16 protein-coding genes, 1 tRNA gene and 1 pseudogene are annotated in these 21,811 nt (G+C 74.3%); 12 read left to right on the top strand and 6 right to left on the bottom strand.

What is annotated here, in order from left to right; all coding sequences use genetic code 11:
- Nucleotides 1-9: 9 nt before the first annotated feature.
- The 3 genes and pseudogenes from yidD to rpmH form a co-directional block, all read right to left on the bottom strand.
- Nucleotides 10-240, bottom strand: a complete 231-nt coding sequence (yidD, locus tag BMW67_RS00415; RefSeq protein WP_072746681.1) for a membrane protein insertion efficiency factor YidD — start codon at nt 238-240, stop codon at nt 10-12.
- A 221-nt stretch (nt 241-461) separates the two neighbouring features.
- A pseudogene (locus tag BMW67_RS15900) lies at nt 462-923 on the bottom strand (ribonuclease P protein component); the annotation flags it as partial.
- Between the two features lie 58 nt (nt 924-981).
- Nucleotides 982-1,116: a 50S ribosomal protein L34 gene (gene rpmH, locus BMW67_RS00405; RefSeq protein WP_072746679.1), complete on the bottom strand. Its 135-nt coding sequence runs from the start codon at nt 1,114-1,116 to the stop codon at nt 982-984.
- 282 nt (nt 1,117-1,398) lie between these two features.
- On the opposite strand from rpmH, the gene BMW67_RS00400 reads away from it, so the two are divergent.
- From BMW67_RS00400 to BMW67_RS00380, 5 genes are all read left to right on the top strand, one after another.
- On the top strand, nt 1,399-2,259 hold the full coding sequence (locus BMW67_RS00400) for a TVP38/TMEM64 family protein (protein ID WP_083581195.1): 861 nt from the start codon (nt 1,399-1,401) through the stop codon (nt 2,257-2,259).
- Nucleotides 2,256-3,692, top strand: a complete 1,437-nt coding sequence (locus BMW67_RS00395) for a dihydrolipoyl dehydrogenase family protein (RefSeq protein WP_072746678.1) — start codon at nt 2,256-2,258, stop codon at nt 3,690-3,692. The genes BMW67_RS00400 and BMW67_RS00395 overlap by 4 nt, the downstream gene beginning before the upstream one ends.
- 177 nt (nt 3,693-3,869) lie before the next feature.
- Entirely contained in the window at nt 3,870-5,657 is a 1,788-nt protein-coding gene (locus BMW67_RS00390; RefSeq protein WP_072746677.1) for a sensor histidine kinase, read from the top strand.
- Nucleotides 5,654-6,820, top strand: a complete 1,167-nt coding sequence (locus BMW67_RS00385) for a P1 family peptidase (protein ID WP_072746676.1) — start codon at nt 5,654-5,656, stop codon at nt 6,818-6,820. Before BMW67_RS00390 ends, BMW67_RS00385 begins: the two co-directional genes overlap by 4 nt.
- 39 nt (nt 6,821-6,859) lie before the next feature.
- Nucleotides 6,860-6,936: transfer RNA gene (locus BMW67_RS00380), tRNA-Arg, on the top strand.
- 161 nt (nt 6,937-7,097) lie between these two features.
- Here the strand turns inward: BMW67_RS00380 and BMW67_RS00375 are convergent.
- The gene (locus tag BMW67_RS00375; RefSeq protein ID WP_072746675.1) at nt 7,098-8,207 is read right to left on the bottom strand and encodes a hypothetical protein; all 1,110 of its coding nucleotides are present in this window, start codon (nt 8,205-8,207) and stop codon (nt 7,098-7,100) included.
- A 5-nt stretch (nt 8,208-8,212) separates the two neighbouring features.
- Complete coding sequence (locus BMW67_RS00370) at nt 8,213-9,406, bottom strand: hypothetical protein (RefSeq protein WP_072746674.1); 1,194 nt, start codon at nt 9,404-9,406, stop codon at nt 8,213-8,215.
- 191 nt (nt 9,407-9,597) lie between these two features.
- Here BMW67_RS00370 and BMW67_RS00365 point away from each other — a divergent pair, with 191 nt between their 5' ends.
- Nucleotides 9,598-11,481, top strand: coding sequence for a glycosyltransferase (locus BMW67_RS00365; RefSeq protein WP_083581194.1), 1,884 nt, complete (start codon nt 9,598-9,600; stop codon nt 11,479-11,481).
- On the opposite strand, the gene BMW67_RS00360 is transcribed toward BMW67_RS00365, so the two are convergent.
- Complete coding sequence (locus BMW67_RS00360; RefSeq protein WP_072746672.1) at nt 11,466-12,056, bottom strand: helix-turn-helix transcriptional regulator; 591 nt, start codon at nt 12,054-12,056, stop codon at nt 11,466-11,468. The two genes, BMW67_RS00365 and BMW67_RS00360, sit on opposite strands and share 16 nt — an antisense overlap.
- 476 nt (nt 12,057-12,532) lie before the next feature.
- On the opposite strand from BMW67_RS00360, the gene BMW67_RS00355 reads away from it, so the two are divergent.
- From BMW67_RS00355 to BMW67_RS00330, 6 genes are all read left to right on the top strand, one after another.
- The gene (locus BMW67_RS00355; RefSeq protein ID WP_072746671.1) at nt 12,533-13,492 is read left to right on the top strand and encodes a helix-turn-helix transcriptional regulator; all 960 of its coding nucleotides are present in this window, start codon (nt 12,533-12,535) and stop codon (nt 13,490-13,492) included.
- On the top strand, nt 13,489-13,971 hold the full coding sequence (locus BMW67_RS00350) for a hypothetical protein (protein ID WP_072746670.1): 483 nt from the start codon (nt 13,489-13,491) through the stop codon (nt 13,969-13,971). Before BMW67_RS00355 ends, BMW67_RS00350 begins: the two co-directional genes overlap by 4 nt.
- A 155-nt stretch (nt 13,972-14,126) precedes the next feature.
- Entirely contained in the window at nt 14,127-16,520 is a 2,394-nt protein-coding gene (locus BMW67_RS00345; RefSeq protein WP_091764104.1) for a calcium-binding protein, read from the top strand.
- 258 nt (nt 16,521-16,778) lie between these two features.
- Nucleotides 16,779-18,506: a type I secretion system permease/ATPase gene (locus BMW67_RS00340; RefSeq protein ID WP_072746668.1), complete on the top strand. Its 1,728-nt coding sequence runs from the start codon at nt 16,779-16,781 to the stop codon at nt 18,504-18,506.
- Nucleotides 18,503-20,515 (top strand): HlyD family type I secretion periplasmic adaptor subunit, encoded by a 2,013-nt coding sequence (locus BMW67_RS16115; RefSeq protein ID WP_091764103.1) that lies wholly within the window; start codon nt 18,503-18,505, stop codon nt 20,513-20,515. The genes BMW67_RS00340 and BMW67_RS16115 overlap by 4 nt, the downstream gene beginning before the upstream one ends.
- 97 nt (nt 20,516-20,612) lie before the next feature.
- Nucleotides 20,613-21,767, top strand: coding sequence for a hypothetical protein (locus BMW67_RS00330; RefSeq protein ID WP_218139743.1), 1,155 nt, complete (start codon nt 20,613-20,615; stop codon nt 21,765-21,767).
- Nucleotides 21,768-21,811 lie beyond the last annotated feature (44 nt).

Raw genomic sequence — 21,811 nt, 5'->3', positions numbered from 1 at the left:
CCGCGCCCGTCAGCGCCGGGGCGGCGGCACCGGGTCGTGCCCCGAGCCGCCCAGCGGATGGCAGCGCAGCACCCGGCGCAGCGCCAGCCAGCCGCCGCGCAGCGCGCCTTGGGTTTCGAGCGCCTCGAGCGCATAGGCCGAGCAGCTGGGCGAGAAGCGGCAATTCGTCCCCAGCCAGGGCGAGATGACCAGGCGATAGAAGCGCACGGGCAGCGACAGGATGTAGGCGCCGGGGCTCATGCGTCCGCCTCGCGCGGCTGGGGCGCCGCGCCCTTGCGCGCATCATTCCCCGCGCCGTTCCGCGGGCCTTCGGGCGCGTCTTTCGCCCCACCTTTCGCCAGGCCTTTCGCCGGGGTTTCCCTCGCGCCGGCGCCCGAGACCCTTCCCCCGCCGGCCGCCGCGTCCTTCCCGGCGCCCGAAGCCGGGGCCGTCTTCGCGCCGCGGCGCGGGCCGCCGGGCGCGCCCTTGCCCGCGTGCAGCTTGTCGAGCGCGGTTTCAAGGTCGCGCGTCAGCTGCGCGAAAGGCCGCGCGGCGGTGGCCTCGGCGCGCCCGATCAGCACATAGTCCCACCCCGCCCGCGCCCGTCCGGGCAGGACCAGCGCGGCGGCCGCGCGCAGGCGGCGCTTGGCGCGGTTGCGCGCCACCGCGTTGCCGACCTTTTTCGAGCAAGTGTAGCCCACGCGCGCGACTCCCGCGGGGCCCTCGTCCCCGGCGCGCTCGCGCGCCTGCACGACCATGCCCGGCGCGTTCCAGCGGCGGGCGCGCGCGGCGGCCAGGAAATCGGCGCGGCGCTTCATGATGCGGATTTCGACCGGCGCGGCGGCGGGCGCCGGCTCGGGCGGCGAGGGAGCGTCGCACGCGAACGCGCCCGCGCGCCCCGGTTTGGGGGCGTCGGGCGCGTCGTCGGGCGTCGTCGCGGTCATCGCTCCGCCTCCGCGCGGGCGGGCCGCGCCGGTCGGGGCGGGCCCGGGCGGCGTCGGATCAGGCCGACAGCCGCTTGCGGCCGCGGGCGCGGCGCGCGTTCAGGATCTTGCGGCCATTCTTGGTCGCCATCCGGGCGCGGAAGCCGTGGCGGCGCTTGCGGACGAGCCGGCTGGGCTGGTAGGTGCGCTTCATCGCTCTTCTCCTGGTCGGGCGGTCGTGCCGCCCCGCTTCCCGCCGCCTTGGGCGCGGGCGCTCGGGCACTCGATTTCGGAAGCGGGCGTATAGCCCGCCGGGGCGGCCGAGTCAATCGGGCCGGCGGGGCTTGTCGCCGGACCGGGGCGCCGCATCACCCGCGATCAAGGCCGCGTGAGGCGCCTTCCGCGGCGCGGCGCTTCCTGCGCATATCGGGGCATGAGTTTTCCGCATCGATCCCTTCCGCGCCGCCCCCTTTCGCATCGCTTACGGAGCCGCCCCATGGCCAGCCCAGCCGATCCGCCCCCGACCCGCGCCGCCGATCCCTTGCGAGGGGCGGCGCATGGGGCGCTCGCCCCGAAAGCCGCGCCCGATCAGTCCGCGCCCGATCGCGAACCCGCCGCCGGGAGCCTTGTCGAAGGCGCGGCGTCGGGCGCGCGCGGGCGCTGGCGGCGGCTTGCGCCGCTGGCCGGGCTGCTGGCCGGCGGCGCGGCGGCGTGGTGGTTCGCGGGCGATCTGCTCAGCTTCGAGGCGCTGCGCGACAATCGCGAGGCGCTGGTCGCCTGGCGCGACGCCAACTACGCCCTGGCCGCCGGCGTCTACATGCTGATCTATGTTCTGGCGGTGGCCTTCTCGGCGCCCGGCGGTCTGGCGCTGACGCTGGCGGGCGGCTTTCTGTTCGGCATGGCGGCGGCGCCCATGATCGTCGTCGCCGCCACGGCCGGGGCGACGCTCATATTCCTGGCCGCGCGGCATGGGCTGGGCGGCGCGCTCGAGGCGCGGGCGCGCGGCTCGGGCGGCGCCATGGCGCGGCTGCGGGCGGGCATCGCGCGCAACGAGATCAGCTTTCTGCTGCTGATGCGGCTCGTGCCCGTGGTGCCGTTCTTCGTGGCCAACCTGGCGCCGGCCTTTCTGGGCGTGTCGCTGCGCAACTTCGTGCTCACGACGCTGTTCGGGATCATTCCAGGCACGGTGGTCTACACCTGGGTCGGCGCCGGTCTGGCCGAGGTCTTCGCCCGCGACGAGGCGCCCGATCTGGGCGTGATCTTCGAGCCGCATGTGCTGGGCCCGCTTCTGGCGCTGTGCGCGCTGGCGGCGGCGCCGATGCTCCTGCGCGGCCGCCTGGGAAAGGATGCACGATGAAGGACGCCGGTTCCGGCCCCGCGCCGCTGCGCCCCGATCTGTGCGTGATCGGCGCGGGCGCGGCGGGGCTGTCGGTCGCGGCGGGGGCGGCGCAGATGGGCGCCTCGGTCGTGCTGGTCGAGGGCGCCGAGATGGGGGGCGACTGCCTCAACCATGGCTGCGTGCCCTCGAAGGCGCTGCTGGCGGCGGCGCGCCGCGCCCACGCCCATGCCGGGGCCGCGCGCTTCGGCCTGCGCATGGACCCGCCCCGCGTCGATCACGCCGCGGTGCTGGCCCATGTGCGCGAGGTGATCGCGGCCATCGCGCCCCATGATTCGCAAGAGCGCTTCGAGGGGCTGGGCGTGACGGTCATCCGCGACTGGGCGCGCTTCGTCTCGCCGCGCGCGGTCGAGGCGGGCGGGCGGCGCATCGAGGCGCGGCGCTTCGTCATCGCCACGGGCTCGTCGCCCGCCGTTCCGCCGATTCCCGGGCTGGACGAGACGCCCTTCGAGACCAACGAGACCATCTTCGCGCTCGACCGCGCGCCCGAGCGGCTGATCGTGATCGGCGCGGGGCCGATCGGGCTCGAGATGGCGCAGGCGCATCGGCGGCTGGGGGCCGAGGTGACGGTGCTCGAGGCCGGCCGCGCGCTGGCGCGCGACGATCCCGAGGCGGCGGCGGTCGTGCTGGCGGCGCTGCGCGCCGAGGGCGTCGTCATCGAGGAAGGAGTCGCCGCCGCCCGCGTGCGGCGCGAGGGCGCGGGGGTGGCGGTCGAGACCTCTGACGGGCGCGCGATCGGCGGCACGCATCTTCTGGTCGCGGCCGGGCGCACGCCCAATGTGGGGCGGCTGAACCTGGCGGCGGCGGGCGTCGCGCATGACGCGCGGGGCGTCAAGGTCGATCGGGGCCTGCGCACCAGCAACCGACGCGTCTATGCGCTGGGCGACGTCAATGGCGGGCCCCAGTTCACGCACGAGGCCGGGCGCCAGGCCGGGCTGGCGCTGCGCTCGGCGCTGTTCCGCCTGCCGGTGCGGGCCGACCGGGCGGCGATCCCATGGGTGACCTACACCGAGCCCGAGCTGGCCCAGATCGGCCCGACCGAGGCCGAGGCCCGCGCCGCGCATGGCGCGCGGCTGTCGGTGCTGCGGGCCGATTTCGCCGCCAACGACCGCGCCCGAGCCGAGCGCGCGGCCGAGGGCTTCGTCAAGGTCATGGCCGTGCGCGGGCGCCCGATCGGCGTCACCATCGTCGGCCCTCATGCGGGCGAGCTGATCGGGCTTTGGACGCTGGCGATCTCGGCGCGGCTCAAGCTGTCGGCGGTGGCGGGGCTGACGCTGCCCTATCCCACGCTCAACGACGCCTCGCGCCAGGCGGCGGCCGCGCACTATGCGGCGCGGCTGTTCGGCAATCCGTGGATCGGACGCGCGGTGCGGCTGCTGGCGCGGCTGGGCTAGGCGCTCGGCGCCCCGGCCTGGCTCTGCGGGTCGGGCGGGGGGGTGCGCGCCGGCGCTCCGGGCGTTTTCGCCGCCGGCGCGCGCGCCTTGCGCGCGGGCGCGCTGGCGCGGGGCGCGCGGGCGGCTTAGGATCGGGGCGGCGGCGTGCGGCCGCGCGCGGTGGAACGGCGAGGGGCGATGCTGATCCGTAGCCTGTCCGGTCGGCTTTTGCTGCTGACCATCGTGTTCGTGATGGTGGTCGAGGTGCTGATCTTCGTGCCCTCGGTCGCCCGCTTCCGGCGCGACTATCTGAACGAGCGCATCGTGCGCGCGCACATCGCCGCCGAGGCGCTTCTGGCCGCGCCCGAGGGCGCCGCCGCCCCGCCCGAGCGGCGCGCGCGCGTGCTGGAGCTGGCGGGGGTCGAGGGCATCGTCTATCGCGGCCCCGACATGCGCGAGCTGATCCTGGCGGGCGACATGCCGCCGCCCATCGACGCCACCTACGACCTGCGCGACGCCGGCCCGGTCGAGCTGATCGCCGATGCGCTCGGCTGCGCGCTGGCGCGGCCGGGGCGGGTCATCCGCGTCATCGGCCGCCCCGAGGGCGACATGGCGCCCGGCGAGGGCGCGGCGGTCGAGGCGGTGCTCGAAGAGGGGCCGCTGCGCGCCGCCATGCTCGATTACGGCGCGCGGGTGATGGGGCTGTCGCTGATCATCTCTCTGGTGACGGCGGCGTTCATCGTGCTGTCGGTGCGCCGCTTCGTGGTGCGGCCGATGCTGCGCGTGATCGACAACATGCGCGCCTTCCGCCGCGATCCCGAGGATGCGCGCCGCGTCATCACCCCCGACAGCCGCATCGCCGAGATCGCCGCCGCCCAGACCGCCCTGGCCGAGATGGAGACCGAGCTGCGCGCCGCCCTGCGCCAGCGCGCGCGCCTTGCCGCGCAGGGCGAGGCGGTGGCCAAGATCGGCCATGACCTGCGCAACATCCTGACCACGGCGCGCCTCTTGGCCGACCGGCTCGAGGGCAGCGACGATCCGACCGTGCGCCGGGTGGCGCCCAAGCTGCTGCGCGCGCTGGACCGCGCCGCGTCGCTGTGCCGTTCGACGCTCGAATACGGCAAGGCCGAAGAGCCCGAGCCCGAGATCCGCGCCGTGCGTCTGCGCCAGCTGGTCGAAGAGGTGCGCGACGCCGTGTTTCCCGACGGCGAGGGCGGGCCGGGGCGTCCGCGCCTTGTCAACGCGGCGCCCGAGGGGCTGACCGTGGCCGCGGATCCCGAGCAGCTGCACCGCATCCTGACCAATCTGGCGCGCAACGCGCGCCAGGCGCTCGAAGGTGCCGGCCGCGACGGCCAGATCCGCATCGAGGCCGCGTCCGGCGGCGGCGTGGTGCGCATCGACGTGGTCGATGACGGCCCCGGCCTGCCCGCGCGCGCGATCGAGAACCTGTTCAAGCCCTTCAAGGGCGGCGCGCGCAGCGGCGGCTCGGGTCTGGGGCTGGCCATCGCGGCCGAGCTGGCGCGCGCCCATGGCGGCGCGCTCGAACTGGTGGCGACGGGCCCCGAGGGCGCGCGCTTTCGCCTGACCCTGCCCGAGCGCGCGGACCTGGCGCTGCTCGCCCGGCCGGCGCCCGAGAAGGACGCGGCCCCCGGCGCAGCGGTCGAAGCGGGGGGCGAGGGCGCGGCCCCCGGAGGTGCGGCCCGGGCGGGGGGCGAGAGCGTGGCCCCCGGCGGCGCGGATGGTGCCAGGACCGCAGGCGCGGCCGCCCCGGCCGCGCCCCCGCTTGGGTCCGGAAGCGCGCGGCCCGCGGCGTCCGCCCCCGCGCGCGGCGACGTTTCCGGCCCCGCGCGGGGCGCGAACGATGCGGGCGCGGAAAGGACGGGCGCGAAGGATTCGGGCGCGAAAGATCGGGGCGCAAATGATCCGCGTGGCGCGGCTTCGGCGCCCGGGCGCCCCCCGACCGAGGCAGAGGGAGAGAACACATGACCGCCATTCGACCGGACGGCGCCGCTTCGTGGCGCCCGCGCCCCGGCCCGCTCAACGGCCTGACCGACGTGCCCGGCCTGCTGGTGGGCAACGCCCATTGCGACGCGGCGCGCACGGGCGTGACGGTGATCCTGTGCGAAAGCCCCGCCGTTGCGGGGGCCGATGTGCGCGGCGGCGGCCCCGGCACGCGCGAGATCGAGGCGCTGGCGCCCGAGAACCTGGTCGGCGCCGCCGACGCGGTGGTCCTGTCGGGCGGCTCGGCGTTGGGGCTGGGCGCTGCCGACGCCGTGGCGGCGGCGCTGTCCGCCCGGGGCAGGGGGCTGGAGGTGGCGCCGGGGCATCCGCGCGTGCCCATCGTGCCGGCGGCGATCCTGTATGATCTGGGCCCCCACAGCGCCGCCGCCTTCGGGGCCGACGGGCCGCCCCATCCGGCCCTGGCGCGCGCCGCGCTCGAGGCCGCCGACCGCGGCGTGGCGCTGGGCTCGGTCGGCGCCGGGCGCGGGGCGGTGGCCGGCGCGCTCAAGGGCGGGCTGGGGGCGGCGTCGCTCGAGATCGCGCCCGGCGTGATGGTGGCGGCCCTTGTGGCGGCCAATCCGGTGGGCTCGGTCTGCATGCCGGGCGGCCCGTGGTTCTGGGCCTGGCCGTTCGAGATCGGCGACGAGTTCGGCGGCCTTGCGCCGCCCGATCTGCCTTGCCCGCCGGCGCCGATCCCCGAGGACGGCAAGCTGCGCGGGGGCTGGGCCTTCGACGCGCCCGACGGGCCGGTCGATCCGGGATCGGCGCCGGGCGCGAACACGGCGGTGGGGGTGGTGGCCACGAACGCGGCGCTGACCGCGGCCGAGTGCCGGCGCCTGGCGATGATGGCGCAGGACGGGCTGGCGCGCGCGATTCGCCCCGCCCACACGCCCTTCGACGGCGACACGCTGTTCGCGCTGTCCAGCGGCGCGGCGACCGGCGGCCCCGATCTGGGTTCGGGCCACGCGCGCGCCGCGCGACTGGCGGCGCTGGGCTCGGCGGCGGCCGATTGCGTGGCGCGCGCGGTGGCGCGCGGGGTGCACGCGGCCGCGGCCGATCCGGGCGGTCCGCCCGCCTGGCGGGAGGTTGCGAAAAATCATCTCGGCCGAGCGAAACAGGGGCTTGCATCCCCCCGCGACGCAAGCTAAAAGCCGCGCACATCGACGGCGGCGACGCCGACGCGGCCTGCACCGGTAGCTCAGTTGGATAGAGCACCAGACTACGAATCTGGGGGTCGGGGGTTCGAATCCTCCCCGGTGCGCCACTGACCTTCTCCCCCACCTGCCAAGACCAAGCCGCGCATCTGGCGTGATCGCATCGCACGCGGCCGCCGCGCGGGGTTTTCGCGTGGGCGCGCCCATGGCGAAGGCGCGACCGGGCGCGCCGACGCGCCATGCGCGGCGCCCTCCGCTTGCGCCGGGGGGCTCAGTCGAGACGCAGCGACAGCAGAAACTCGCGCGCTTCGGGCGTGCGTGTCCGCCGGGCCGCGGCGGCGCGCACGGCGTCGAGCGCGGCGCGCGCCGCCTCGGCCTCGGGGATGGGGCGCGTGCGCGCGATGGCCTCGGCGTCGTCGAAGAACGCCTCGCGGCCGGCCAGCGCGCCCAGCCAGGCGTTGATGGGGGCGAATTCGCGCGCCATCCGCGCGCGCGCCTCGGGGCCGAACATCTCGACCTCGCGCGAGGGCGGCACCCCGCGATGGTCGCGCACCGCCAGCAGCGCCGCGCGCAGATCGGCGGCCGCCTCGGGCGCAAGCGCATGGTTGCCGCGCCGCGCCACCTCGGCCAGCGCCGCCGGGATGCTGGGGTTGATGTCCTCTGGCCGGAACAGGCCGGGCGGGAAGTCGAGCCCCGACTGGGCGACGAAGTCGTCGATCGAACCGCCCGCCGCCATCACCTGCCGGTGGTCGCGCAGCGCGAATTCCGCCTCGGCGAAGATCCGCGTCCATCCCTCGAGCATCAGCCGGTAGTCGAAATGGATCGAGGTCAGATAGGGCTCGAGCCCGCCCGCCCCGAGCGGCGCAAGCTTGTGCCCGAACTTGAGCCGCTGCGCGTGCCACGAGACCAGGTAATCGTCCGGTCGGCGCAGCGTGCACAGGATGCGCGCGCGCGCGCCGGGAAAGGCGTCGCGCATGGTCTCGATCAGCCTGGGGTCGACGGCGGCGAAGTTGGCCATGACTTCCGAGCACAGCACCGTCGCGCGCGGCGCCAGGGCGGCGATCTGGTTGGCGATGGCCGCGAACATCTGGCGCGAATGCGGCAGCATGGGGTGCCATGACGGCGCGGGGCCCTTGCCGCATTCGGCAAGCATCTTGAAGGCGAGGGCGTTGTGGGCCTCGCGCACGTTGAAGGATTGCGGCTGTCCCGGCGCGTCGTCGGCCCCGCGCAGCGCCGCCGCCAGACGGGCGGCGTGGCCCTCGGTCTCGACCGAGGGGTAGAGGATTCCGGCCCGCGCCAGCGCCAGCCAGTTGCGCGACAGGAAGTTCTGCAGGCTGCTGGATCCGGCCTTGTGATGGCCGATGAACAGCACAAGGCGCATGGCGTTCAGCCCTCGCCCGCCTTCGGGGCGCCCTGGGCCGGCCGGCCGCCCGGCGCCGCCGCGGCGCCTTGCGCGGCGCCGGCGGGGCCCTTGGGCTTGCGCGGGGCGGCGGGGCCCTTGCGGGGCTTTCCGGCCGCCGCGCGGGCTTTGGCCTGCGCGGGCTTGCGCGGCCTGGGCGCGCCGCCGGGCGCCTGCGCCAGCGTTTCAAGCGCCCATTGGCGCATGCGGGCAAGTTCGTCCGGCGCGTAGTGGTCGCGCGCGCGCAGGCTCATGGGCTCCGACGCGGCCTTTTCATGCGCCCGGGCGAGCGCCTCGCTCAGCACGGGCGCGCCGAAGAATTCGCGGTCGGTTTCGGCGGCGTCCTGCGCATAATCGGCCTGTATGCGCCGGATCAGCGCGATCGGCAGGCGCAGCGGCGCGCCCTCGGGGTCGGGGCCCATGGCGCGGGACAGACGCCTGGCCTGATGCGGGCGGAGGACGAAGTTGCGGTGCATCAGGGTCATGAAGGCCAGCTGCCGCAGGCTGAGCGAGCGGTTGGCCTCGGGCTCTTCGCGCAGCGTCACGGGCGCCCCGTCCAGCGCGTAGCCGAGGAAATCGCGCACGACGCAGTTCTCGCGCAGGCGGGCGCGGATCATCGCCCGCGCCTCGAAGCGATCGCCGAAGACCGCCCGCCAGCGGCGCAGGCGCGGCGCGTAGCGAAAGGTGCCCGCGCGCAGCTGGCGCTCGTGGAAGCCGGCCGGGCCGGCCATGAAGGCGTCCAGCTTGCGGTTTTCCTGAAAGGCCGAGAGCACGCGCTCGGCATGGGGGCGGACATAGCTGATCAGCCGCGCCCCCGGCGCCAGGGCCGGCAGATGCGCCGCCAGCGCGTCGCGCAGCCTTTCGGGGGCGACGAACTCGAACCATTCGGCCGACAGGATGACGACGTCGGCGTCCGCGCCCTCGTCCGCGACCATGGCGGCGATCCGCGACAGCAGCCTTTGGGCGCGCGCCTCGTCGCCGTCGCGCAGGGCGACCGCGACGGCGTTGTGGTTCAGCGCCAGTTGCGCAAGGACCTGCGCGCCTTCGTCCTCGGCCTCGCGCAGGGCCGGGTAGAACACCCGCACGCCCCCCGCGTCGAAGGTCCGGTTGCGCAGAATCGTCTGGATCGAGGTGCTGCCGGTCTTGACGTCGCCAAGGTGGACGATGAGCTGTTGCGGCATGGGGCGCCCCCTGCGTCTGGTCGTTTCAACCCACGGACGATCGCGCAAGCCGCATCTGCGGCGTTTGCGCTTGCATCGGTAGCCGCTCGCACGCAAATTCGCCATACTCAAATTGATTGCTCCAACCGCGCCGGCGCGCGGCAGCGCGGCGCGCCGAACCGATCCGAACCGAATCATCGACCGGAGAGCCGATGCTGCACCGCCCCGTGCCAAGCGCCCCAGACCCGGAAGCCATGCCGCAGCTGGTCGCGCACCGGCTGATCGCCCCCGATCCGCTGGTCAACACCGAGCACGAGCTGTTCTGCCGCCATGACGGCGGCGGCGGCTACGACACCGAGCGCGGCGTGTTTTTCGTCGGCGCCGGCGGGCGGCTGAGCTTCGACGCCTATTTCAACGTCTTCGACGCGGCGGCGCATGATCTTGGCCCCGAGGACGCGGTCGAGACGCGGATCGAGGGGCGGGGCCGCTGCGTGGCGACCCTGGTCATGGCCCGCCCCGGCCGCAGCTGGGAGACCCTGGCGCGCACGCGGCTCGACCTTGCGCCGGACAGGCCGGCGACGGTGGCGCTGCCGCCGCTGCGCGATCCGGGGCTGGCGTTCTGGCGCTTCGAGGCGATCGACGATCTGAGCATCTCGCAGATCGCGTTCGCGGTCCGCAGCCCGCGGCTGCGCGACGTGCGCGTGCAGGCGGTCATCACCACCTTCAAGCGCGACGAGGCGGTGCAGGCGACCTGCCGGCGCCTTGGCGCCTACATGGCGCGCAACCCGGACGTGGCCGAGCGCTTTCGCCTCATGGTCGTCGACAATGGCGGCGACACCCACGCCCTGCCCATGGCCGGCGCGCGCCTTGTGCGCAACCGCAATCTGGGCGGGGCGGGGGGCTTCACGCGCGGTCTGCTCGAGGCGCGCGCCGAGGGGTGGGCGACCCATGTCCTGTTCATGGACGACGACGCCGAGTTCTTTCCCGAAAGCCTGCGCCGCACCATCGCCGTGCTGAGCCTTGCGCGCAGCCCCGACACGGCCGTGAGCGGCGCCATGATTCCGGCCAATCATCGCTGGAAGATGTGGGAGAACGGCGCGGTGTTCGACCGGCTGTGCCGGCCGCTCGATCATGGGCTGGACCTGCGGCGCTTCGACCAGGTGCTGACGGCCAGCCGGCCGCGTCCGGCGCTGGTCAACCGCTATGGCGCGTGGTGGTATTTCTGCTTCCCCATCGACCATGTGCGCACGATGCCCTTTCCCTTCTTCGTGCGCGGCGACGACATCCATTTCTCGCTGGCCAACCGCTTTCGCATCCGCTCGGTCTCGGGGATCGCCTCGCATCAGGAGGACTTCACCACCAAGCGCTCGCCGCTGACGCTTTATCTCGATACCCGCAACCACGTGGTGCAGCACCTGACGCACCCCACGCTGTCGGATTCGCTGATCGCGATTCTCGAGCCCGTCTGGCACTTCTTCCGCCGCGCCAACGACAGCTATCACTACGCCACGGCGCGGGCGGTGGTGATGGCGGTCGAGGATCTGCTGCGCGGTCCGGCCATGTGGGACGAGGACCCCGACATGGCCCGCACCCGCGCGCGCATCGGCGCGCTGGGCGAGGACGAGAAGGTGCGCCCCGATTTTCCCTACGACCCGGCGCGCATGACCCCCATCCGGCGCGGACGCTATGGCGGGCCTCTCTGGAGCGCGGCGCGCTTTCTGACGGGCAACGGGCACCTGCTGCCGCGGTTCCTGTTCCACCGGCTGTCGGCGGTGTTCCCGCTCGAGGATCGCGGCGGGCCGGCGGACGCCTTCGTGCGTCCCTCGATGGTCATGATCGACCCGGCCACGGGCGCGGGCTACGAGGTGCGCTTCGACCGCCGCAGATGGCTGGCCAACGAGCTGCGCTTCGCGCGCGCGCTGGCGCGGCTGGTCATGGCGGCGCCCCAGCTGCGGCGGGCCTATGCGCAAGACGGCGCGGGGCTGACCTCGGAGCAGGCATGGCGGCGCCGGCTGGGGCTGGAGGCGCCCGCCTCGGCCGATCGTCCCGCGCAGCCGGCCCAGAGCGACGCGGCGCCCGCTCAGTCCTCGGCCTGAGAGCGAAGCGGCGGGCATTTCAGCGCCGCCTGCGTCCGGTTCCTGACGCCGAGCTTGCGGAAGAGCCCGCGCAGGTGAACCTTCACCGTGGACTGGGAAATGCCCAGCTCCGCGGCGATCTCCTTGTTCGGCCGGCCCGCCGCCAGACGCCGCAGGATCTGCCCCTCGCGCGGGGAAAGGTTCGCGGGCAGGTCCGCCCCGGCCGGGCCGTCGGCGCGGGGGGCCACGGTGTCGCCGGCGCGCACGATCCATACCGCGCCGAGAATCGCCTTGAGCGGGCGGCGCGCATCCAGCACGGCCTCGGCCGCGCCGTCCAGGGCGCGGGCGAACGCCGCCGCTTCGCCGCAGGGAGCCAGCACGATCACCTTCGCCTGCGCCGCGTCCGCGCCGGCGCGCAGGCGCGCGACGACCCGCGCCGCCGCGGCCGGGCCGCCCGCCGCGCGGCTTCGGTCCACGATCGCCACGGCCCAGGGCGCGGCGTCGTCGAACGAGACCTGCATCCCCTCGGCGTCGAGCGCCCGGCGCAGCGTCTCGCGCAGCGTGGGCTGGTCGCTCTGGATCAGGACCGGAGTCATGGCTTCCTCGAAAGGATGGCGCCGATCTTGCGGCGGGTCATGCGGATGAAAAGGCAATTCAACTATCTGCTCTTGATGATCGCAGCATGTTCGTGAACCTTTTCTGATAATGGAATCGGGTTTTTATCCGGGATATATTCAGTAATTGTTCGCCGCATTTGGCCGGCTTTCATCGGCCGCAATTCATCCCGCCATCAGCCGGGCCGCGCTCGGCAGTCGGGCGCGAGGCGGCAAGAGGCTGAACAAGAACGGTTTTCATCCCCGTTTCGGCGCATGCCCGCCGCGCTGGCGAAATCGGTCAACCCGAACGGGCGAAGCGACGAGGACCGCCCCGCTTGCTACCATTTCACGGCCAGACGCCTGTAGGCGCGAGGTCAATTTCAAATTCCGTGCGTTTCAGGAAACGGCTTTTCTCAGGGGGGACCGGCATGAGTCTCGATACGGGGCGGGCGGCTTTCGCCGCCGGAATTCACCGCATGAACATCGAAACGGGATGGCTGGCCAAGGTGGCCACCGAGGCGGCGCTGCGCGCAGACCTGCCCGGCGGGCGCCCGGGCGGGGCGGGCGCGGCGAGGGCCGAGGTGACCGAGGTGCGCGCGCTTGCGCGGGGCGATGCGCGGCGCGCGGCGCTGGATGCGCATCTGGCGGCGCGGGGCGCGCGGAACATGCGGGTGTTCCTGTGCCGTTTCGCCGACGGCGCTTGGGATGTGGTCGCCTTGCGGCTGCGCGCGGGGGTGTCCGACGCCCATGCGGCCGAGGCCTTGCGGCGCTTCTGGCCCCGCCTGCGCGCGCGCAACGTCGCAGGCGACGCTCCGCGGCAGGACCCGCGCCGGGCGGCCGAGGCGGCGATTCGCGCCCATGTGCGCGACGACATGCGCTGCGCCCTGGCGGCCATGGACGGCGGGCGGCGGCTTTTGCAGGCCAATGCGGCGGCGCGCGATCTGCTGGCCCGCGGCGGCGGGCTGCGCCTTGCCGGCGGACGCCTTCAGGCCGCGCGGCCGGGCCTTGATCGCGACCTTGCCCGCGCCGTGCGCCGTCTGGCGGCGGGCGAGGAAGATGCGGCGTTCCTCGCGATCCCGGACGAGGCCGAGGGGCGCGGCGACGGCGGGGCGGCGCCGGCCATGCTGCCCGTGTCGCTGACCGTCGCGGGCCCCCGGGTCGGGGGGCGGCGGGTGGTTCTTGCCGCGGTCGCGCTGGCGCCGCGCGCCGAGCAGCTGCGGCGCGCGGCGCTGGCGCGCGGCCTGACGCCGACCGAGGCGCGGGTGGCGGCGCGCCTGGCCGCCGGCCTCAGCAACCGCGAGGCCGCCGCCGCGTTGGGTCTCAAGGAGCAGACGCTTCAGACCTATGCCAAGCGGATCTTCGCCAAGATGGGCGTAAGCTGCCGCGCCCGCCTGGCGCACGAGCTGACCTGGCAGGCGATGGGGGCGGGGCTATGAACATCTTCGCGGCCGATCCCGCTCTTGACCGGTCCCCTGCGCAAGGGGGCGAGGCGCGCCGGGCGACCCCCGCCCCGAACCCGCCGGGCCGCGCCAAGGCCCCACGCGCGCGCCCCGCGCCCGAGACCGCCGACGCGCTGGCCGCCCGGATCGCGCGCCTCTTGTCCGAGGGCCCCGCCGCCGTGGCGCGCAGGCGCGACCTGGTGGATCTGCACCGGCATCTGACGGCGCAGCTCGAGGGCCTGCGCCCGCCGCCCCCGTCGGACGATGGCGATGCGCTTGCGCAGGCGGCGGCGCGGATCGAGGCGGCGCTCGATCGCCTGGAAGGCCTTGTCGATGTCGCGCTGCCCGCGCTGGCCGAGCAGGCGGCGCGCGACGCGGCGCGCAGGCGGCGCGGGCGGAAGCCGGTTCTGGCCGCCGCAGCCGTTGCGGCCCTGGCCGCCGGGGCGGGCTGGGCCGCGGGCGCGCTGTTGTTCTGACGGGCGTCGGCGCTTTGACGAGCGAAAATTGATCCCGTTTTGGGGGCAGTCCTCGGCCTCGGAATCAAGCACTCTGGTTTTCGTGAATAGACGTTTTCGAGTGGGCGCACCGTATTCGCGCCGAAACCATATCTCCAAAGGAAAGGCGAATAGTCATGGCTACGCGATTCCAACCCTGGGAAGAATGCGATCCGGAATGCTATGTGGACCTCTCGCGCCCGTTCAACAATCAGGTGACCGGGACGGGCTCGCATGGCGACGAGGCCGTGGACATGAACCTCGAGGGCATGCCCGACAACTATGACCTGGGCGCCGGCGACGACAAGGCGCTTGGCAACGAGAACAACAACCGCATCGACGGCGAAGAGGGCTGCGACGAGCTGATCGGCAACGGCGGCGACGACAAGCTGCTGGGCGGCGAGGACAAGGACCTGCTGATCGGCGGCAATGGCGGCGCGACGCCCTATGGCGTGATCGGGCCGATCCTGTTCGACGACGACGACTACCTCAACGGCGAATCGGGCAATGACGAGCTCTGGGGCGAGTATGGCGACGACACCATGCTTGGCGGCTCGGAGGACGACTTCCTCGACGGCGGCGCCGGCAACGACCAGATGTTCGGCGACTCGGGCGGCGAAGGCGGCGCGGACGGCGACGACGAGATGTTCGGCCGCGACGGCGACGACTGCATGGCCGGCGAAGGCGGCGACGACTGCATGGATGGCGGCCGCGGCGACGACACCATGTATGGCAATGACGGCCAGGACGTCATGTATGGCCGCGACGGCGACGACCGCATGGCCGGCGGCGCGGGCGACGACTACATGGAAGGCGGCGCCGGCGAAGACGAGATGTATGGCGACCACCGCCAGGGCAAGCTGACCGATCTCGACATCGGCTCGGACACCTGGATCGGCCGGCCCAAGAGCTTCCCGGGCGGCGATGACTGCATGTTCGGCGGCGACGGCGGCGACCACATGGACGGCGGCGCCGGCTTCGACCACATGTTCGGCGAGGCGGGGCTGGATCTGATGTTCGGCGGCCGTCATGCCGACGTGATGGACGGCGGCTCGTCCGACGACTCGATGCAGGGCGACGGCGGCCGCGACCAGATGCGCGGCGGCTCGGGCGACGACTGGATGCTGGGCGGCGGCGGCGCCGACAGGATCTGGGGCGACTTCGCCGGCGACGGCGCCTACATCTCGGTCTCGGGGCCCTTCATCCGCGAGGGCGCGACGCCGATGGGCAAGTTCGGCTTCAAGCCGGTCATCACCGTCGATTTCGCGATCGATCGAGGTTTCGTCGATCCTCCCGCCTGGGTCTGCGATCCGGCCCGCTGCGGCGACGGCGACGGCATTCCCGATCCTGACTTCGGCGACGGAACGCCCACCGATTCCGAAGTGAGCGTGGCGCTGGTCGAGCAGGACTTCACCGCCGACGACATCATCCGCGGCAGCTCGGGCGAGGACATGATCTGGGGCGAGCACGGCAACGACCGGCTCTTCGGCGGCCGCGACGACGACTACATCAGCGGCGGCGACGGCGACGACCGGATCTGGGGCCAGCTCGGCGACGACACCATGCAGGGCGGCGCGGGCAACGACATGATCCGCGGCAATGACGGCAACGACTATGCCGAGGGCAATGACGGCGACGACCGCATCGAGGGCGACGCCGGCGCCGACCTGCTGCGCGGCAACGACGGCGACGACGTCATCTACGGCGGCGCCGACGACGACGTGATCCTCGGCGACGCGGGCGACGACGACCTGTTCGGCAACACCGGGAACGACGTCATGTATGGCGGCGAGGGCCGCGACGACATGTATGGCGGCTTCGGCGACGACTACATGGAGGGCGACGGCGGCGACGACAACATGTTCGGCGACGACGGCAACGACGTTCTGTGCGGCGAAGAGGGCGACGACAGCCTGGACGGCGGCGGCGGCGACGACAAGCTGGCCGGCGGCGTCGGGAACGATCGGCTCTTCGGCGCGGACGGCGACGACTGCCTGTGGGGCGAAGAGGGCGACGACGTTCTGGTCGGCGGCTTCGGGCACGATCAGCTCGAGGGCGGCGCGGGCGACGACAGCCTGGACGGCGGCCGCGGCGAGGACATCCTGATCGGCGGCGAGGGCGACGACGTCCTGACCGGCGGCGGCGGGAAGGACATCTTCGTGGTCAACCTGGTCTGGGATGGCGAAGAGTTCTCCTCGAACGACGGCTCGGACGTGATCACCGACTTCGACTTCGAGGAAGGCGACGTCCTGACCTACTGCATCGAGGATCTGAGCGAGGGCGTGGACGACACCGCCGCCTTCGAGCAGCTCAATGCCCTGACGGCGGTCTTCGACGACGGGACCAACACCACCGTCAGCATCGGCGGCTCGGTCGTGCTGCTGACGGCGGTGACCACCGGCGCGGGCGGCATCCCGTTCCTGTCCTTCGACCATCTGGGCCAGGACAACAGCGACTTCACCGGCATCGGCATCAACAGCTACTCGCAGGGCAACTTCCTCTACGAGGCCGTGGACATCGTGCTGGTCTGACCGCATGGGGCGGCCCCCCGGCGCCAGCCGGCGGGCCGTTCCGTCTCAAGGGGCGGGGCCGGCTCGCGTGAGTCCGGTTCCGTCCCCCAGTCCTGGTTCGGCCGTGATCGCTGGCCCCCCGCATGCAGGATCGACGGACCAGGACGCCTCGCGCCGAAGCGCGGGGCGTTCGCCGCGCCGCAAGGCGCGCATCGCAGGACAGGGGGGCGCGCCGGGGGGCGCGCGGCCGCGCAAGGCGGCCCGAACGGGGGGAGAGACATGCGCGAAGCGACGGTTTTCCAGGGCCAGCGCGGCCTGATCGCGGCGATCGCGGGGGTGAGCGTGGGGGTCAACCTGCTCATCCTGACGGCGCCGCTTTACATGATCCAGCTGTTCGAGCGGGTGATGACCTCGGGCAGCCAGGCGACGCTGGCGGCGCTGACCATCGGCGCGCTGCTGGCGCTGGGCTTCTTCTTCGTCTTCGATCTTTTGCGCCAGCGCATGGCGGCGCGGCTGGGCGCGCGGCTGGACGCGCGGCTTGGCCCGGCGCTGTTCGAGGGCCTCTTGCGCGGGTCGGACCAAGACCAGCCCGAGGGCGTCTCGCCCGCCCAGCCCCTTATCGACCTGACCGAGCTGCGCGGCTTCGTCACCGGGCCGGCCTTCATCGCGCTCCTGGACGCGCCATGGGCGGCGCTGTTCGTGGGCGTGATCTGGCTGTTCCATCCGGTGCTGGGCATGATCGCGCTGGGCGGAGTGCTGACGCTGCTGCTTCTGGGCGTGGCGGGCGAGCTGTTCAGCCGCGGCCATGCGCGCTTCGCCGCCGATGCCGCGCGCCGCGCGCAGGCGGCGGCCGAGGATTTCCTGCGCAACGTCGAGGTCACGCGCGCCATGGGCCGCGCCCCGGCGCTGGCCGGGCGCTGGGCGGATGCGGCGGCCATGGCGCAGGCCGGCGGGGCGCTGGCCACGGACCGCATCGCGCTCATGACGTCGCTGGCCAAATTCGTGCGCATGGCGCTGCAGATCGCCATGATGGGGGCGGGGGTGTCGCTGGTGCTGGCGGGCCAGATGGCGCCGGGTCTGATGATCGCCGCCGCGATCCTGCTGGGGCGCGCGGCCGCGCCGGTCGAGCAGTCGATCGCGGGCTGGCGGGCGCTGATGAGCGCGCGCCAGGCGCTGGACCGGCTGAACGGCGCGCTGGCGCGCCTGCGCGCGCCGCGCGACGGGCTCGAGCTGCCGCCGCCGCAGGGCCGGGTCGAGGTCGAGCACGCCACCGTCATTCGCCCCGAAAGGCAGGAGCCGCTTCTGTTCGACGTCTCGTTCGCGCTCGCTCCCGGCGATGCGCTGGGGCTGATCGGCCCCTCGGGCGCGGGCAAGACGACGCTGGCGCGGGCGCTGGCGGGGCTTCAGCCCCTGTCGCGGGGGCATGTGCGCATCGACGGCGCCGCGCTCGAGGACTGGCCCGAGGATCAGATCGGGCGCCATGTGGGCTTCATGCCCCAGCGCATCGAGCTGATGGAGGGCACGGTGGCCGAGAACATCGCCGGCATGGACCCCGAGGTCGCGCCCGCCCAGGTGGTCGAGGCCGCCCGCCGCGCCGGCGTGCACGAGATGATCCTGTCCCTGCCGGGCGGCTACAACGCCCGCGTCGGCCCGCGGGGCGAGCGCCTTTCCGCCGGTCAGCGTCAGCGCATCGGCCTTGCGCGCGCCTTGCTGGGCGAAAGGCGGTTGATCGTGCTGGACGAGCCGAACTCGAATCTCGATCCCGAGGGCGAGGCGGCGCTGGCGCGCGCCGTGCGCGGCGCGGGCCAGCGCGGCGCGACCGTGGTCGTCGTCACGCATCGGCTCAACATTCTGGCGCAGCTGAGCCATGCGGCGGTGCTTGAGGCGGGGCGGCTGATCCGCTTCGGCCCCGCACGCGAGGTGCTGCGCCAGATCGGCCGACCCGCCGTCGTTCCCGCGGCGGGCGCGCGGCCCAGGGCCTTGGCCGGGCGCGGAGCGCGGTCATGAGCGCCCCGCGACAGGCGCGGCCCGAGCGCGCCGCCGCCGTCGCCCCGCCCGCCGGCGGGGCGCAAGGCCCCGCGGCCGATGGCATGGGCCGCGACGCGGCGCTTCGGGGCCCTGCGGCGTCGGACCGCGCGGCCGGCGAGGGCGCGCCGCCCGATCGTCCGGCGTCGGGCCGGCCGGGCGCGCGCGCCCATGAGGAGCGCGCGCCGCTTGACGGCCTTGCGCCCGGCCCGGAAGCCCTCAAGGGCCATGCGGGCCATGCGGGCCATGCGGGCCATGCGGGCCATGCGGGCCATGCGGGCCATGCGGGCCATGCGGGCCATGCGGGCGATGCGGGCCATGCGGGCCATGCGGGCCATGCGGGCCATGCGGGCCATGCGGGCCATGCGGGCGATGCGGGCCATGCGGGCCATGCGGGCCGTGCGGGCCATGCGGGCCATGAGGGCCATGAGGGCCATGCGGGCGGTGCGGGCCATGCGGGCCCTGAGGGCCATGCGGGCGGTGCGGGCGACGCCGGCGCCGGTGGGCGCAAGGGCGCGTCGCCGGCGCCCGATCGCGCCCCGTCGGGGGCGGAGCGCGCGACCGGTGCGGACGGCGCCGCCCCGCCCGCCGCGCGGCGCAGCCTGCGCCTTGCCGCGGCGCCCGGCGGCGCCGGGGCGCCGCCGCCGGGGCGCGCGCTTCGTCTTGGGGGGCTGTCGGGCGCGGGCGGGCCGCGCGTGGCGGCGCCGACGCGCGTGCGCGGCCTGATCCTGTGGGCGGCGTTGGCGGCGATCGCCTTCTTCGGGGTGCTGGGCGGATGGGCCATGACCGCCACGCTCGACAGCGCCGCCGTCGCGCCCGGCGTGATCCAGGCCGACGGCGCGCGCCGTCCGGTCGAGCATCTCGAAGGCGGCATCGTGCGCGAGGTGCTGGTGCGCGAGGGCGCGCGCGTGCGCAAGGGCGATCTGCTGGTCCGCCTGGACGAGACGCGCCCCCTTGCCCAGCGCAACATCCTGCGCGCGCAGCTGGCGGGCGCGCTGGCGACGCTGGCGCGCCTCGACGCCGAGGATCGCGACGCGGCCGAAGTCGCGCCCGGGGCCGAGCTGGTGGCGCTGATGGCGGCCGATCCGGCCCTGCGCGCCCTGTTCGCCGCCGAGGCGCGCGCCTACGCCGCCAACCGGGCGGCCCGCGCGGGGCAGCTGGCGATCCTCGACCAGCGCATCGCCCAGCTGCGCGAGGAGATCGGCGGGCTGGAGCTGGGCCTGCGTTCGGCGCGCACCCAGCTTGCCCTGGTGCGCGAAGAGCTGTCCGACGCCCGCGCGCTGCTGGCCAAGGGGCTGATGTCGCGCCCGCGCGTTCTGGCGCTGCGCCGCGCCGAGGCCGAGACCGAGGGCCGCATCGGCCAGATCTCGGGCGCCATCGCCCGCGCGCGCCAGTCCATCGGCGAAACGCAGGAACGCAAGCTCCAGATAGGCCGCGACCGGCTCGAGACCGCCGCGCGCGAGCGTCAGGGCGCGCTCGATCGCGTCAACGATCTGCGTCAGCGCCTGATCGCGGTCGAGGATGCGCTCGGCCGCCTCGAGGTGCGCGCGCCCTGGTCCGGCACGGTGGTCGATCCGGGCGTGAACGCGCCCGGCGCGGTGATCGAACCGGGGCAGCGGCTGCTCGACATCCTGCCCGACGGGGCCGAACTGGTGGTCGAGGCGCGCCTGCGGCCCTCGGACATCGACGTCGCCGCGCCGGGGCAGCCGGTGCGCGTGCGGCTGACCGCCTACAGCTTCCGCCGCACGCCGCCCCTGCCCGGAACGGTGACGCGGATCTCGGCCGACTCCATTCTCGATCCGGCCGGGGGGCCGCCCTATTACGCGGTGCAGATCCGCCTCGACCCCAAGGCGCTGCCGGCCGGGGGCGAGGTGCGCGCGCTGCCGGGCATGCAGGTCGAGGCGCTGATCGGCACCGGCTCGCAGACCGTGGCGCAGTATCTGACGGCGCCCATTCTCGGGGCGATGAGCACGGCGCTTCTGGAGAAGTGACGCGCCGCTCTGGCGTCGGCGCGCGCGGGCGGGCATGTTCGGGGCATGAACGTCAATCTTCTGGTCCTCGGGGCGGCGCTGGCGGTCGCGGCGGCGCTTGTCCATCCGCGCGTCGCGCGCGCGGCTGTGGCGCGCGGCGCTGACGCCGCTCGCCTCGGTCATCGGCAGCGGCTTTCTGGTGCTGGGGCCGGTGCTCGACGCCTCTTACGGCGTCGCCGCGCCGCTGGTCATGGCAGGGCTGTGCGCGCTGGCCTGGGCGTTCGGCGCCGCGATCCGGCTGAACATCGCCGCCATCGAGGCCGCCGGCGCGCAGGGCGGACCGCCCGCCGCGCGCAGGCTCGAGACGCTGGCCTCGTGGGCGCTGGCCTTCGCCTATGTGGTGTCGGTGGCGTATTACCTGAACCTGTTCGGCGCATTCGCCGTGCGGCTGACCGAGGTTGACGACCGCCATCATGCGCGCCTGGTCGCCAGCGCCGCCTTTGCGGTCATCCTGGCGGTCGGCTGGCTGCGGGGGTTCGGTGCGCTCGAGCGCATGGAGCAGATCGCCGTCGGTCTGAAGCTGGCGGTGATCGCGGGGCTGTTGGCGGGGCTGTGCGCGTGGCTGTGGCTCCAGGCCGAGGCGGGCGCGCTGTCGGCCGACCCGCCGCGGATCGACCCGCTTCACGGCGCGGCGGTTGCGCTGGGGCTGATCGTGACGGTGCAGGGGTTCGAGACCTCGCGCTATCTTGGCCATGCCTACGACGCGCGCACGCGCATTCGCTCGATGCGCCTGGCGCAGGGGCTGGCGACGGCGATCTATGTCGCCTACGCGGCGCTCTACGCGCTGGGCTTCGCGCCGCCCGAGGGCCCCTTGCGCGAGACGGCGGTGATCGACGCGGTGCGCGCCGCCGCGCCGATCCTGCCGGCGCTGCTGGTGGCGGCGGCCCTGAGCGCGCAGTTCAGCGCCGCGATCGCCGACGCGGCGGGCTCGGGCGGGCTGATGCACGAGCTGACCCGCGGGCGCATCGCGCCGCGCCATGGCTATGCCCTGCTGACCGCGATCGGGCTGGCGCTGACCTGGCGCGCGAACGTGTTCGAGATCATCGCCTACGCCTCGCGGGCATTCGCCCTCTACTACGCCATCCAGGCGCTGGTCGCGGCCGAACATGCGCGCGCCGCGGGCGTGGGGCGGGCGCGCATCGCCGGCCTCTGGGCGCTGGCGGCGATCGGGGCCGCGGCGGCATTGTTCGGCGCGCCGGTCGAGGGCGGCTGACCCCCGAGCGGCGGCACGGGTCGCCGACGGATCCACAAGGACGC

Origin of the sequence: Oceanicella actignis (assembly GCF_900111545.1) — a bacterium.
Lineage (GTDB): Bacteria > Pseudomonadota > Alphaproteobacteria > Rhodobacterales > Rhodobacteraceae > Oceanicella > Oceanicella actignis.
The sequence above is the reverse complement of the archived record's forward strand: the minus strand, read 5'-3'. Positions and strand labels throughout refer to the sequence as shown.